9 protein-coding genes are annotated in these 15,248 nt (G+C 63.6%); 6 read left to right on the forward strand and 3 right to left on the reverse strand.

The window, feature by feature from the left end; all coding sequences use genetic code 11:
* Nucleotides 1-137 precede the first annotated feature (137 nt).
* Nucleotides 138-1,934 carry an acyl-CoA dehydrogenase gene (locus CIT26_RS16495; RefSeq protein ID WP_095493714.1) on the reverse strand — a complete coding sequence of 599 codons (1,797 nt, stop codon included), beginning with the start codon at nt 1,932-1,934 and terminating at the stop codon, nt 138-140.
* 309 nt (nt 1,935-2,243) lie between these two features.
* Nucleotides 2,244-2,705, reverse strand: coding sequence for a MerR family transcriptional regulator (locus CIT26_RS16500; RefSeq protein WP_095493558.1), 462 nt, complete (start codon nt 2,703-2,705; stop codon nt 2,244-2,246).
* A 477-nt stretch (nt 2,706-3,182) separates the two neighbouring features.
* Here CIT26_RS16500 and CIT26_RS16505 point away from each other — a divergent pair, with 477 nt between their 5' ends.
* The 4 genes from CIT26_RS16505 to CIT26_RS16520 all read left to right on the forward strand — a co-directional run bounded on the left by CIT26_RS16505 (nt 3,183) and on the right by CIT26_RS16520 (nt 10,386).
* On the forward strand, nt 3,183-7,115 hold the full coding sequence (locus tag CIT26_RS16505) for a peptidoglycan-binding protein (protein ID WP_095493559.1): 3,933 nt from the start codon (nt 3,183-3,185) through the stop codon (nt 7,113-7,115).
* Nucleotides 7,116-7,307: 192 nt separating this feature from the next.
* Nucleotides 7,308-8,231, forward strand: a complete 924-nt coding sequence (locus CIT26_RS16510; protein ID WP_095493560.1) for a sulfite exporter TauE/SafE family protein — start codon at nt 7,308-7,310, stop codon at nt 8,229-8,231.
* Nucleotides 8,231-9,022, forward strand: a complete 792-nt coding sequence (locus CIT26_RS16515) for a TIGR02186 family protein (protein WP_095493561.1) — start codon at nt 8,231-8,233, stop codon at nt 9,020-9,022. Before CIT26_RS16510 ends, CIT26_RS16515 begins: the two co-directional genes overlap by 1 nt.
* A 107-nt stretch (nt 9,023-9,129) precedes the next feature.
* Nucleotides 9,130-10,386, forward strand: coding sequence for an Hsp70 family protein (locus tag CIT26_RS16520; RefSeq protein ID WP_095493562.1), 1,257 nt, complete (start codon nt 9,130-9,132; stop codon nt 10,384-10,386).
* Between the two features lie 6 nt (nt 10,387-10,392).
* Here the strand turns inward: CIT26_RS16520 and CIT26_RS16525 are convergent, their stop codons facing one another.
* Nucleotides 10,393-11,295: a LysR substrate-binding domain-containing protein gene (locus CIT26_RS16525; RefSeq protein WP_095493563.1), complete on the reverse strand. Its 903-nt coding sequence runs from the start codon at nt 11,293-11,295 to the stop codon at nt 10,393-10,395.
* 278 nt (nt 11,296-11,573) lie between these two features.
* Here CIT26_RS16525 and CIT26_RS16530 point away from each other — a divergent pair, with 278 nt between their 5' ends.
* Both CIT26_RS16530 and CIT26_RS16535 read left to right on the forward strand, forming a co-directional pair.
* A complete protein-coding gene (locus CIT26_RS16530; RefSeq protein ID WP_095493564.1) occupies nt 11,574-14,507 on the forward strand; it encodes a molybdopterin oxidoreductase family protein in 2,934 nt (977 codons plus the stop codon).
* Nucleotides 14,504-15,238: a 4Fe-4S dicluster domain-containing protein gene (locus tag CIT26_RS16535; protein ID WP_095493565.1), complete on the forward strand. Its 735-nt coding sequence runs from the start codon at nt 14,504-14,506 to the stop codon at nt 15,236-15,238. Before CIT26_RS16530 ends, CIT26_RS16535 begins: the two co-directional genes overlap by 4 nt.
* The last annotated feature ends 10 nt before the right edge of the window (nt 15,239-15,248 follow it).

The following is a 15,248-nucleotide window of genomic DNA, read 5'->3' on the forward strand; positions in this document are numbered from 1 at the left end:
CCTGCGCCATATGCCACGGCATTGCGATTATTCTCCTCCCAAGGCATGTCACCAGAATAGAGGTCGGCGCACTGCACGCAGGACCCCTCCCGGCCCTTCGGGCCACCCTCCCCTCGAGGGGGAGGGGAACGTCGAGCTTAGAACGCTTCCGCCGGCAGCGCCATTAGCGTGTCCGCGCCGCTGGAGATGCGGGCGAGGTGCGCCGACGTCTCCGGCATGATCCGCTCCATGAAGAAGCGCGCCGTCACCAGCTTGCTGTCGTAGAAGGCCGAAGAACCATTGGCGTCATTCGCCAATTTCGCCCCGGCTGCCTTGGCCATCTGCGCCCACATATAGCCCAGCGCCACCAGGCCGAAGAGATGCATGTAGTCGGTCGAGGCGGCACCGGCGTTGTCGGGCTTGGCCATGCCGTTCTGCATCAGCCACATCGTCGCCGCCTGCAGATCGTTGAGGCCCTTCTTCAGCGCCTTGGTAAAGGGCGCCATCTTCTCGTCAGTGCGGTTCTCCTCGCAGAACTCGCCGACCTGCTTGAAGAAGGCCTGCACGGCGCGGCCGCCATTCAAGGCCAGCTTGCGGCCGACGAGGTCGAGCGCCTGGATGCCGTTGGCGCCCTCGTAGATCATGGCGATGCGGGCATCGCGCACGAACTGGCTCATGCCGTGTTCTTCGATATAGCCGTGGCCGCCGAACACTTGCTGCGCCATCACCGCGTGGTCGAAACCCTTGTCGGTGAGCACGCCCTTGACCACCGGCGTCATCAGCCCGGTGTAGTCGTCGGCGGCCTGGCGGTCCTTGTCGTCACTGGCACGGTGCGCGATGTCCGACTTGATCGCCGTCCACAGCGCCAGCGCGCGGCCGGCCTCGTTGAAGGCCTTCATGGTCATCAGGCTGCGGCGGATGTCGGGATGGACGATGATCGGATCGGCCTTCTTGTCCGGCGCCTTCGGCCCGGACAGCGAGCGGCCCTGCAGGCGATCCTTGGCATAGGACACAGCGTTCTGGTAGGCGACCTCCGACAGAGAGAGCCCTTGCAGGCCGACGCCGAGCCGGGCCTCGTTCATCATCGTGAACATGGCCTTCAGCCCGCCATTGGCGTCGCCGAGCAGCATGCCTTGCGCCTCGTCATAGTTCATGACGCAGGTCGAATTGCCATGGATGCCCATCTTCTCCTCGATCGAGCCGCAGGAGACGGTGTTCTTCTCGCCCGGATGGCCGGATGCATCGAGCTTGAGCTTCGGCACGATGAACAGCGAAATACCCTTCACGCCTTCCGGTGCGCCCTCGATGCGGGCCAGCACCAGGTGGACGATGTTGTCCGACATGTCGTGCTCGCCGGCCGAGATGAAGATCTTCTGGCCTGAGATCCTGTAGGTGCCGTCGCCATTCGGAACCGCCTTGGTGCGCAGCAGGCCGAGATCGGTGCCGCAATGCGGCTCGGTCAGGTTCATGGTGCCGGTCCAGATGCCCCCGACCAGCTTCGGCAGCCATGTCGCCTTCTGCTCGTCGGTGCCATGGGTAATGATCGCCGCGATCGCGCCCTGCGTCAGGCCGGGATACATCATCAGCGACATGTTGGCCGAAACCATATATTCGGAAACAGCGGTATGCACCGCGTAAGGCAGACCCTGGCCGCCAAATTCGACGGGTGCGGCCAGCCCCATCCAGCCGCCATCGCGATACTGGTCGAAGGCCTCCTTGAAGCCTTTCGGCGTCGTCACCGAACCGTCGTCATGGCGCACGCAGCCTTCCATGTCGCCGACGCGGTTCAGCGGCTGCATGACATTTTCGGCGAGCTTGGCGCCTTCGGCGAGGATGGCCTCGACCACATCCGGCGTCGCGTCGGAAAATCCGGGAAGATTGGAATAGCGCTGGTAGCCCAGTACCTCGTTCAGCACGAACAGCGTGTCCTGGACCGGCGCCCTGTAGATCGGCATGCGTTTCCTCCACCATGCGGCCTTGGCTCCGAAATCAAGCCCCAAAAAATGAATCAGGGACAGCATGCGGACCAATGTTCAGGTCGGGATAGCAAAAGTTGACGTTTGCGTAAACGTCAATTTTTGATGTGGCAAATTTTTCCCGGGGCCTCACCCGCGAGCGTAGCGGCGCTACACCATTGAAACCAGTGCGGAACGATTGAAATGTATTCATCCCGACGCAGCCGGAAGGCAGAAAGAGCCGCGCGGCCAACGCCACGCGGCTCTCGTTCGTCAGAAGGCCGTTCACCGGAAGCCGGCGAGGCCGAATTATCCGGCGGCGCTGGCCTGCGGCGCCGAACGTTCGATCAACATCTGACGCACCGCCGCCATCGAGTTGCTCAACTCGTTGATGGCATCGTCGATCAGCGCCCGCTGCTTCTGCAGACGGGCAAGCTGCTTCTCCGACTTGTCGAGCGCCAGTCGCAACTGCTTGGTGTTGGAGCCAGTCGGGTCATACAGATCCATCATCTGCTTGACGTCGCGCAGCGAGAATCCGACCTTGCGGCCGAGCAGGATCAGCTTCAGCCGCGCCTTGTCGCGTCGCGTGTAGAGACGGGTCGAGCCGTCGCGCTGCGGAGTGAGAAGACCCTTGTCCTCGTAGAAACGCAGCGTGCGCAGCGTTACTCCGTATTTCTTGGCCATCTCGCCGATGCGGACAAGATCCTCGCCTGCTTTGTCAGACATGTCATTGGTATTGGCCGCGGCTTCGCCGGGCGAAACAAGTTTCATGGTCACTGGCTTTCCCCATCTGGTGGCGCCGCGGTCCCGGACCTTGCGTCGCCTGAGCGGAAGCGGGGGCGTGCTTCCACTCGTGGTTTCAACAAACAAATCGCAAACGGCACAGTCTGTGCACCTTTACGTTTACGTCAATTCTATACCGATAGCCGCCTCACGAAGCAAGGGCGTTGTGGGGGAGGAACTTTTTGCCGCATCCGCCAGCGCATGGCCCGGCGGCGCTTAGGCGGCCCGCCAACAACGTTGTAACTTCTTAAGCTTAGTTAACGCGTTGTTTACCACGTTGGGCGAAATGTGCGCATGTCGGTTACCCGTGTTTATCCTGTAGCGAATTTTTCACGGTTTTTCGGAGCGTGGGTGAAACCCGGGAAGCTCGTCTTCCACCGCAGCAAGCCGCGCGGCCGCCTTCGTTTCCGGCAGGGCTTTGGGAAACTGGTCATAAGCCAGCAGTAATTCTGAACGGGCGCATCGATGAACAGCAAGCGGTCCTATCTCGATACACTCAACGCCGGCAGGCAGCGCAGGCCGCACACCACGCTTGAACAGCTCAACCGTTCCCTGGAAACGCTGGAGCAGCGGCTGGAGCGGACGCGCGAGGACCTGAGCGAGCGTCCCGATCCGCGCCGGCCGAGCGCGGAGCCGCGCTATGCCAGCGCCCGGCCCTATGAGGATCCGCGCCCGGCGCAGCCACCGAAAAGCCCGGAGCCGGCTGCCTTAGACCAGAGTTACCAGGCGATCGCCCGCGATATCGACCGTGTGCGCGGCCAAGAAGACGGCGTCGCCGTGGTTGGCAAGATCGCCGGCGAATTGCGCGGCCTGCGCGAGGAACTGCGCCACCAGATGACCGCCGGCCTGCAGCGCGAATTCGAAGCGCTGCGCAAGGACATCGAGCGGGCTTTCCAGGCAAGCGCCCAGCCGGGAGGTCAATCGGGAGGCGGCAAAGGCAGCGCCGAACTCGGCGTCGAGTTCGAGCGGCTTTCCGGCGCTATCCAGACTCTGGCGGAAAGGAGCGACGACAGGAGCGTCAACATGCTCCGGCTCGAACTGGAGCAGGTCAAGGCCGCGCTCGACACGCTGGCGCGCGAGGAGAGCGTGCAGGCGGTCGGCCGCCGCTGGGACGATTTCGACCGCCGCTGGACCGCGTTCGAGGATCGTGTCGATGCCGATCAGCGCAAGCGGTCGGACGCACCCGGTCTTTCGATGCTGACCGACCGGCTCGAACAGATCAGCAACGCCGTCAACAATTTGCCGGAGTCGCTGTCGCTGCGGTCGATCGAAGAGAAGGTCCGCACGCTTGCCAGCGCCGTCGATCATTTCGCCAGGCAGCAGGACAATCGCGGCAGCAGCACATTCGGTATGATCGACGAGCGGCTGGACGAGATTTCCCGCGCTATCGTCGCATCCACCGTCGCCGCGCAGGCTAATTCGTTCGACCCCGAACTCTTCGAACGCATCGAGAAGCGGATCGCCTCGCTTGCCCAGCAGATCGAGGAAGTCACGCAAGTTCACCCCAGCGGCGAGGTCATCGACCGCCTCAACATGCTGTCGAGCCGGGTCGACGATCTTGCCGGCCGGGCCAATTTGCCGGAGCAGGCGATGGAGCGTCTCGACAAGCAGATCGCGCTCATTGCCGACAAGATCGACCGGGCGCCGGCCATGCCGGATGCCGACTACATCTTCCAGGGGCTGGAGCAACGTTTCGACGTGCTGTCCGGAATGATGGAGCGCCGCCAAGGCGACGCGATCGAACAAGGCAACATGCTGTTTCGTGATCTTGAGCGCCGGCTGGACGAAGTCGTCGACAGGCTGGACCAGCGCATGCCGCAGATCGACGGCGCCGGCATCATGGACGCCATCGACGCCCGCTTCAGCGCGCTGGCCCAGCGCATGGAAACGCGCGTTCCCGATTCCGCAAGCGAAGCGGCGATCCGTGGCCTGGAAGGCCGCCTCGAAGATATTTCAAGCCGGCTGGATTCATCGGCGGCACAAGTCGCCGGCATCGACCCGGCCCTGATCCGCAGCCTGGAGGCGCAAGTCGCGGGTCTGTCGGCGCATCTTTCGAAGCCCGGCACGCCATTGCCGGAATTCGAGGACATCAGCCCTCGTCTCGACGAAATCGAGAAGTCGCTGGCTGACACCCGCGATTCCATCCTCAGCGCTGCGCGCGAGGCAGCCGAGAGCGCCGTCCGTTCGCTGGCCGGCTCCAGTGCCAACACGGCGGCCGTCTCCGGCCTCGCCCAGGATCTGAAGACGCTCGAAGCACTGACGCGCCGTTCCGACGAGCGCAATTCGAGGACCTTCGAGGCCATCCACGACACGCTGCTCAAGATCGTCGACCGACTGGGCTCGCTGGAAACGGGCGAGCCGACCGAAGCCGCGAGCGAGTTCACGCAGCCTGCTGCGCCGGTGCGCGCGCGGGCGGCACGAGCCTCCAAGATCGCGGTCCAGGACGCGCCGTCGATGGATATCGACCAGCCATTGCCGCTGACTGGAGACATGGCCGACCTTGACAGCCGCGCCGCTGCTATCATGCGCAATGAGCCAGGTTCGCGTAGCGAACCGCGCACGCCGGCCGAAGCCGCTGCGGCCGCGGCCATGGCGGCGCTTGGTTCGGATACGGTGACGGAGAAAAGTGAGCAGCCCGGCGGCCGGAAGTCGATGCTCGGCGGACTGGCGCGCGTCTTCAAGGGTAAGAAGGAGGCAGACGTTCCACCGCTTGCCGGCTCGGCGCCTGATGTCGAGATACCGAGCGCCGATCTCGACGAGCCGCTGGATCCGAAGGTTGCCAACCGGCCGCTGGAGCCCGGCTCCGGCCCACCCGACCTCAACGCCATCATGAAGCGCGTGCGCGACGAACGCGGACCGCCGGTCAGGGCCGGCAATGCCGATGCATCGAAATCCGACTTCATCGCCGCAGCCAGACGCGCGGCGCAAGCGGCCGCTGCCGAAGCCGACGCTCTCAAGCGGCAATCGACGATGAGCGGCCCAGTGAAGGCGCTCAGGATCGGCGACCTGCTCAAGGCGCGACGCAAGCCGATCCTGATGGCAGCCGCCGCAGTCATGCTGGCGCTCGCCGGCCTGCAATTGGGCAAGGCCTTTGTCTCCGACCCCGTCGAAATGGCGAGCAACGATGCGTCGCCGATCGTGGCCGCGCAGCCAGCGGAAACCGCGTCGGCCGGTACAGCCAGCGAGCCGAAGACGGACGCGCTAACTGCAGCACAGGACAGCGCGCCAGCCCGCGCCGTCCGGCAGGCAGAGCCGTCCGAATCGGTAGCCGAGGACGACATGCCGTCACGGACCGCCCTCGCCGCGCCGTCTGACCCCGAAACGCCGATGGACACCGGACCCGAGGCTGAGCCTGTTCCTGCGCTCATCACTCCAACGGCGCCGACCGATCCGGCGGCGAACGTGACAGCGTCGACACCTGCGGGCCCCACGGTTGCGGACGCCGAGCCAATGGCCACAGCGCCGGCCACCACCCCCGCGACCCAGGAGATGACCGGCACGGTCACGCCTGCGGATGCTTCGACGGCGGCGGCCACTGCCAAGATCGACATCCCAACCGATGCCGGCCCGGCTGCCTTGCGTGACGCAGCGGCCGGCGGCGACGCCAAGGCGTTGTTCGAGATCGGCTCGCGCTACGCCGAATCGCGCGGCGTCAAGCAAGACATGGCAGCGGCCGCCAAATGGTACGAGAAATCAGCCGAACTCGGGTTCGCACCGGCAGAATACCGCATCGGCAACTTCTATGAGAAGGGCACCGGCGTCGCGCGCGACGTCAAGAAGGCGAAGACCTGGTACCAGCTCGCCGCGGAGCAGGGCAACGCCAGCGCCATGCACAATCTCGCCGTGCTCTTTGCCATGGCTGCGGACGGCGTGACCGACAATGAATCGGCCGCGCACTGGTTCCAGGCGGCCGCCGATCTCGGTGTCAAGGACAGCCAGTTCAATCTCGGCATCCTGGCGGCGAAGGGCGTCGGCATGAAGCAGAATCTCGAAGATTCCTACAAATGGTTCGCGCTCGTTGCCAAGACCGGCGACAAGGATGCGGCGGCAAAGCGCGACGAGATCGCCAAGGCGCTCAGGCCCGAGCAGCTCGAACGCGCACGCGCCGCCGCCGAACTGTGGAAGGCAAAGCCGCTCGATCCTGCGGCCAATTCGGCCGACATTCCCGAATCATGGCAGGACGGCACGCCGCAGACGACCGCCAGCGTCGACATGAAGAAGGTCGTTCAGAACATCCAGCGCATTCTCAACAAGAACGGCTATGAGGCCGGCAATGCCGACGGCGTGATGGGCCAGAAAACCGAGGATGCCATCATGGCTTTCCAGACCGACAACGACTTGAAGCCGACGGGCGCGCTCGACGAAAAACTGGTCAAGGCGCTGCTTGCGCGCAAATAACGTCAGATGCGTCGTTTCCGCGACGCCTTTGCCACACATTTGCCTGTTAACTGATTGAGTTGTTTTTTGTTTCGGCGGCGTGGCGAGGTTTGACTTCGCCGCCCGGCCGGCGCAAGAACGAGATAGGCTTCTTGGCGCGAAATGCCCGCAACGGTTGCATTCGTCGAGAGGCAAACTGATCGAGACTGACGGGTGGGCATCTATCTCCCGATCGCGGAAATTTCCGTCAACATCTTCGTGCTGCTGGCCATGGGCGCGGCGGTGGGTTTCCTTTCGGGCATGTTCGGAGTGGGCGGCGGCTTCCTTATCACGCCGCTGCTGATCTTCTACAACATACCGCCGGCGATCGCGGTCGCCACCGGCGCCAACCAGGTTATCGCCTCCTCCTTCTCCGGCGCATTGTCGCACGTGAAGCGCGGCACGCTCGACTTCAAGCTCGGCGGTGTGCTTTTGGCAGGCGGCATCGTCGGCTCAACCGGCGGCATCTTTGTCTTTGGCTTCTTACGGCGGCTCGGCCAACTCGACCTGTTCATCTCGCTGCTCTATGTCGTGCTGCTCGGCACCGTCGGCGGGCTGATGCTGGTCGAGAGCGTCAATGCGCTGCGCGCCACGCGCAGCGGCGCGGCGCCAGTGCTGAAGAAATCCGGCCAGCACAATTGGATCCACCGCTTGCCGCTGAAGATGCGGTTCAGGGCCTCGAAGCTTTTCGTCAGCGTCATCCCGGTGCTCGGCCTCGGTGCCGGCATCGGTTTCCTGTCGTCGATCATGGGCGTCGGCGGCGGCTTTATCATGGTACCGGCGCTGATCTATCTCTTGAAAGTGCCGACCAACGTCGTCATCGGCACCTCGCTATTCCAGATCATCTTCACCTCGGCCTACACCACGCTGGTCCATGCCACCACCAATCAGACAGTCGACGTCATGCTCGCCTTCCTGTTGATGGCGGGCGGCGTCGCCGGCGCGCAATACGGCGCCAAGGCCGGCCAAAGGCTGCGTGGCGAGCAGCTCAGGGCGCTGCTGGCATTGCTGGTGCTGGCGGTTGCTATCCGGCTCGCCATCGACCTATTCGTGACGCCGCCCAACCTCTATTCCCTATCCGGCGTGGATCCGACCTGATGGCGGGCTTGAGGGCGTTCTTGGCCGTTGCCTCGCTGTCGCTGCTCGCCGCCTCGTCACCGGGAAAAGCGCAGACGCCGGTTACCGAAAACATCCAGATCGGCCTGTCCACCGACCATGTCTCAATCACTGCCGGGTTTTCCGGTGCCGATCTCACCATTTTCGGCTCATTGGAAAATGCCGACCCGCTTGTCGCGCGCCAAGGGCGCTACGACATCATCGTCGTGCTTGAAGGTCCGGCCCGGCCGGTCGTCGTGCGCCGCAAGGACCGGGTGCTCGGCATCTGGATCAATCTGGAGTCCGAGACCTTCGAGAATGTGCCGGTGTCCTATTCTGTGGCGACGACGCGACCGCTGCAGGACGTAACCGACCCCAACAGCTACAAGCAATTGTCGCTCGGCGCCGCCAACATCTACATGCAGCCGGCCGACGATGGCGACAGTCCGGCGACAATCCAGGAATTCACCGCGGCGCTGCGCGAGCGCAAAACGGCGACCGGCCTCTACAGCGAGAATGTCGGAGGCGTGCAGTTCCTGTCGCAGAACCTGTTCCGTGCCACCGTCCGGCTTGCCCCCAACGTTCCAGTCGGCACCCACAAGGCCCGTGCATTCCTGTTCAAGAGCGGCCTGTTCATCAAGGAAAGCTCCGCCCAGCTCGAAATCCGCAAGTCCGGTTTCGAACAGTCGATCTTCCGCGTTGCCCACGATTATTCCTTTCTCTACGGCGTCTTCGCTGTATCGCTGGCCATGCTGACCGGCTGGCTAGGAAGACTGGTCTTCCGAAAGGACTAGCCCCTTGCGAAAGGTTGTTCCCCTTTTGGGGCTCATGGGTTAGACCGCGACCCCGACCGACCGGACACGAGCTGTCGCTCCCCCACAATCAGAATACAGGCTTCACGATGCGATCAGCTTTCGGCGGTATCGACTTCGGCACTTCGAATTCCACAGTGGGCGTGGTCAGGAACGGGCAGCCACGGCTGGTGGCGCTGGAAGACGGCGAGGTCACACTGCCGACCGCCGTGTTCTTCAATTTCGAGGACAACCGCACTTATTTTGGGCGCCGCGCCATCGCCAACTATACCGACAGCATCGAAGGTCGCCTGATGCGCTCGCTGAAGAGCGTGCTCGGCAGTTCGCTTGTCCATGAAAAGACGCGCATCAAGTCCCGATCGATCGCCTTCACCGAAATCATTGGTCTGTTCGTCGGCCATCTCAGGAAAAGGCTGGAAGAGGATGCGGACGACACGGTTGAAAGCGTGGTGCTCGGTCGTCCCGTGCCGTTTGTCGACGACGATGCCGAGGCCGATGCCAAGGCCGAAGGTGAACTCGAAAACGCGGCCCGCACCCAAGGCTTCAAGCATATCGCCTTCCAGTTCGAGCCGATCGCGGCGGCGCTCGACTACGAGCAGAAGGTCACGCGGGAAGAACTGGCGCTGATCGTCGACATGGGCGGCGGCACGTCCGACTTCTCGATCGTGCGGGTCTCGCCGCAGCGCGCCCGCTCCCTCGATCGCAAGGACGACATCCTGGCGAGCCGAGGCATCCACATCGGCGGCACCGACTTCGATCGGCTGTTGAGCATCACCCATGTGATGCCGCAACTCGGCTACCTCTCGCCGACCAAGGACGGCAAGCGCAACTTGCCGGCCAGCTACTTCATCGACTTGGCGACATGGCAACGCATCAATCTGGTCTACACCGCCAGGGCGATGACCCATTTGCGCCAGATCCGCTACGAGGCGGAACGCACCGACCTGGTCGACCGCTTCATCCACATCGTCGAGCATCGTTACGGGCACGCGCTGGCCGCTTTGGTCGAAACGGCCAAGATCGAGCTGACGGAGCAAGTTTCTGGTGATGTCGTAGTCGCGCTGCCCGGGGCGAGTTTCGCGGCAGAAATTTCCCGCGCCGGGCTCGAGGCCACGATTGCCAGGGATATCGAACGGGTGGCCGCGACGGTTGGCGAGACGATCCGCGACGCGCAGGTGAAACCATCCGCCATCACCGCAGTGTTCCTGACCGGCGGATCGACCGCCATCCCGCTGGCAAGGCAGCAGATATTGGCCTTGGTGCCGCAGGCGTCCGTCATCGAAGGTGATATGTTCGGCTCGGTCGGGCTTGGGCTGGCGCTCGATGCGCAGCGGAAATTCGGCTGACCCGGCTTACCCGCGGACGGTCTCGCCGGCCTTCGCGCCCAGATGCGCCTTGAGCGCCATCTGGGCCAGATTTGCCTGCCGGTCACGATGCGTGATCACGGCGAAATCACGTTTCGGCAGATCGATCGGCACGGAACGCAAGCTGCCTTCGGCAACGGCGCGTTCGACAACGAGTTCCGAAATGATGGTGGCGCCGGCGCCAGCCTCGACCGCCTGACGGACCGCCTCGTTGCTCGGCAGCACCAGGAATATCCGCAGGTCTGCGAACGAGATCCCTTCGCGGCGGGCAAGATCTTCCAGCACCTCGCGCGTACCCGATCCGCCCTCCCTGATGATCCAGCGGAGCTCCCTGATATCGGGATGCCCGCGCGAGACTTCAGCGATCTCGGGATGCGAATGCGCCACGACCAGCATCAGGCGATCCACATCAACCTTGGCACGCCGCAATATGTCGGATTCAGTGCGACCCTCGACCAGACCAAAATCCGCCGTGCCGTCCAGGACATTGGTCTCGACCTGTCTCGTGTTGCCGATGGTCACGCTTAGCCTGACGGCGGGATAGGCCTCGTGGAAGGAGGCCAGCCGGCGCGGCAGCCAATAGCTGGCGATGGTTTGGCTTGCGGCGATCGAAAGGCTGCCGGTGATCGTCTGCGAGACGTGCTCCAGCACGTCGTGGGCGGCAGCCGCCCGTTCGAGCACGGCCTTGGCCTCGGGCAGGAACCTGCGCCCGGTCTGCGCCAGCTCGATGTTGCGACCGACCCGGTTGAACAGCTGGACGCCATGCTGCTGTTCGAGCGAGCGGATAGCGGCCGAGGCCGCCGACTGGGAAATGCCCAGCAGCTCGGCCGCCTTGGTCATGTGCCCCCGTTCGGCGACAGCAACGAAGATCCGCAGTTGGTCCAGGGTCATGGGAGAATTAAGAAAGAAATTCGATTGGAATTACAAGAGCAACTTGTTAGACGGATTGATTGCTTTGTTCTAATTTTCCGGGCGGAGTCGGAAAAAAATCGCGGCCGGCTTGCAACGGGTAGAAAAGTGATCGGGCGGTTCAAATCCTTGTTTGCCCATTGGACCCGCGGTCTGCGGCGTCGGCTTGCCGGCAACCGTTATCATCCGGAAGAACACTACATGCGCGGCCCCGGGCCGAAGACGAGAGCCAAATTCGCAGACCGCAAAAGCACCGGATCATGACCCACGGACCGCTGCGCGGCGCCAATTCCGCACCGTCCCAACGGTCGCTTGCCGACACGCGCGCGCCCGATGAGGGCGATGGCGTCGATACGTCGCCTGTCGTCTCCGACAGCATAGCCAAGACCACCTGCTACATGTGCGCCTGCCGCTGCGGCATCGACGTCCACATCAAGGATGGCAAGGTCCGCTACATCAACGGCAACAAGGACCATCCGGTCAATCGCGGCGTGCTGTGCGGCAAGGGCAGCGCCGGCATCATGCAGCATTACAGCCCGGCCCGGTTGAAGAAACCATTGCTGCGCACCGGTCCGCGCGGCTCGGGAGAGTTTCGCGAGATCGAGTGGGAGGAAGCATTTTCCATCGCGACGGAACGGCTTTCAAGGATACGCCGCACCGACCCGAAGAAACTCGCCTTCTTCACCGGGCGCGATCAGTCGCAATCGCTGACCGGCTGGTGGGCGAGCCAGTTCGGCACACCGAATTTCGCCGCCCATGGCGGATTCTGCTCGGTCAATATGGCGGCCGGCGGCCTCTATACGATCGGCGGCTCGTTCTGGGAGTTCGGCGAACCCGACTGGGACAACACCAAATACTTCATGCTGTTCGGCGTCGCCGAAGATCATGATTCCAATCCGATCAAGATCGGTCTCGGCAAGCTCAAGGCACGCGGCGCCAAGGTGGTTTCGATCAATCCGTGCCGCACCGGCTACAACGCCATCGCCGATGACTGGATCGGCATCCGGCCCGGCACCGACGGCCTGTTCGTGTTTGCCCTCATCCATGAACTGCTGAAGGCCGGCCGCGTCGACCTCGATTATCTCTTGCGCTACACCAACGCCCATGTGCTCGTCATCCAAGAGCGGGATGCTGCCGACGATGGGCTGTTCGCACGCGACGGTAACGGCAATCCGCTGGCCTGGGACAGGGTGGCGAAAGTGCCCGTCAGCGCCACCGATGCCGACGCAAAGCCGGCGCTGACCGGTAGCTTCACAGTCGATGGCCGCCGTTGCGTGCCGGTCTTCCAGCTCGTCGCTGACCGCTATCTGGACGAGAGCTATTCTCCCGAAGCGGTCGCCGAACGCTGTGGCGTTCTCGCCGACACCATCCGCCGGATCGCCGCCGAATTGGCGCATATCGCTTTCGAGCAAGCAATTGAATTACCGATAGCGTGGACCGACTGGGCCGGCCGCCGGCACGAGACGATCAAGGGCCGGCCGGTGTCGATGCATGCGATGCGCGGCATCTCGGCCCATTCGAACGGTTTTCACACCTGCCGCGCCATCCACCTCCTCCAGGTACTTCTCGGCACGGTGGACGTGCCGGGCGGGTTTCGCTTCAAACCGCCCTATCCCCGGTCGGCGCCGCCGGGGCCGAAGCCGGCGGGCAAGGATGTCAGGCCGATGACGCCGCTCGAAGGCATGCCGCTCGGTTTCGTCTGCGGACCGGACGATCTGCTCGTCGATCACGCCGGCACGCCTGTTCGCATCGACAAGGCATATTCATGGGACGCGCCGCTCGCCGCGCACGGCCTCATGCACACGGTCATCCGCAACGCCTGGGCCGGAGATCCCTACAAGATCGACGCGCTGATGATGTACATGTCCAACATGGCCTGGAACTCGTCGATGAACACCGTCGAGACGATGGCGATGCTGACCGACAGCGACGAGGCCGGAAATTACAAGATCCCCTTCATCATCTATTCCGACGCCTATTATTCCGAGACCGTGCCGTTCGCCGATCTCGTGCTTCCCGACACCACCTATCTCGAAAGGCATGACTGCATCAGCCTGCTCGATCGGCCGATCAGCCATGCCGACGGCCCAGGCGACGCCATCCGCCATCCCGTCGTCGAGCCGGACCGCGACGTCCGTCCGTTCCAGACGGTGCTGATCGAGCTCGGCGCGCGGCTCGGCCTGCCCGGCTTCGTCGACGACGACGGCTCGGCCAAATACCGCGACTACGCCGATTACATCGTCAATCATGAGCGCACGCCGGGCATCGGCCCGCTCGCCGGCTGGCGCGGCAAGGACGGAACCTCGATCGGCAAGGGCGAGGCCTATCCTGATCAGCTTCAGCGCTACATCGACAATGGCGGCTTCTGGCATCAGGATTTCGCCGCCGACCAGCGCTACTACAAGATGGCCAACCGCTCCTATCTCGACTTCGCCGAGAGCATGGGCTTCATCCCGAAAGCCGAGCCGATTGTGTTCCAGCTCTATTCCGAGCCAATCCAGCGCTTTCGCCTCGCCGCGCGCGGCCATGGCCGGGTGCTGCCGCCGGAAGCCGAGCGCAGCCGTATCGAGACCTATATGGACCCGCTGCCGTTCTGGTACGCTCCCTTCGAGGAGGCGGCTGTCGACACAGAAAAATACCCACTGCATGCGCTGACGCAGCGGCCAATGCACATGTATCATTCCTGGGGCTCGCAGAACGCCTGGCTCAGGCAGATCACCAGCCAGAACCGGTTGTTCGTGCACAATCGGACCGCCGCCGGCCTCGGCCTTGTCGATGACGACTGGGTGTGGATCGAGAGCATCAACGGCAAGGTCAAGGGACAGATCAAGCTGGTTGATGGCGTTAACGCCGACACGGTGTGGACCTGGAACGCCATCGGCAAGCGGCGCGGCAGCTGGGGGCTGAAGGATGACGCCGCCGAATCCAACCGCGGCTTCCTGCTCAACCATATCATCGGCGACCAGACCTCTGCCGATGCGAACGGCAAGCGCTATTCGAATTCCGACCCGGTCACCGGCCAGGCGGCATGGTTCGACCTGCGCGTCCGCATCGTCAGATGCGCGGCTGAAGAAGCCGGCTTCACCGAGCCGCAGTTCGAGCGCTTCCGGCAACCGCCGCATTTCGAACCCTCGCCCGACAAGCTCAGTTTCGGCGCCGAGTTTCGCCGGGAAAGAGAAGCCGCCAGACCATGACCTGTCTCCCCGCCCATACCGACAAAAAGCTCGGCCTCGTCATCGACCTTGACACCTGCGTCGGTTGCCAGGCCTGCGTTACCGCCTGCAAGGAATGGAACACCGGCGGTCACATGGCGCCGCTGACCGACATCGATCCCTATGGCGGCGATGTCGACGGGGTCTGGTTCAACCGCGTGCACAGCTATGAGCACATCACGGAGATAGGCGGGCGCACGGTCAATTTCCCACGCTCCTGCCTGCATTGCGAGACGCCGGCCTGCGTCACCGTCTGCCCGACCGGAGCCTCCTACAAACGAGCCTCGGACGGCATCGTGCTGGTCGACGAGGACAAGTGCATCGGCTGCAAATTGTGCAGCTGGGCCTGCCCCTATGGCGCCCGCGAATTCGACACCGATGTCGGCGTGATGAAGAAATGTACGTTGTGCGTCGACCGCATCTATAACGACAATCTGGCGGAAGAAGACCGGGTGCCGGCCTGCGTCGCTGCCTGTCCAACCAGCGCGCGGCATTTCGGCGATCTCGGCGACCCGGCGTCGGCGATCTCGCAACTGGTAGCCGAGCGCGGCGGCGTCGACCTGATGCCCGAACTCGGCTATCAGCCGACCAACAAATACCTGCCGCCGCGCGCCCACACGCAGCGCGCCGCATCGGTGCCGGCGCCGGTGCTCGAGCCGGTGCGGGCCGAAGGCGGTTTCCTCGGCTGGGTCGACCGCATGCTTTCGCACTGACCAGCGCCTC

It is taken from the genome of Mesorhizobium temperatum (assembly GCF_002284575.1).
Lineage (GTDB): Bacteria > Pseudomonadota > Alphaproteobacteria > Rhizobiales > Rhizobiaceae > Mesorhizobium > Mesorhizobium temperatum.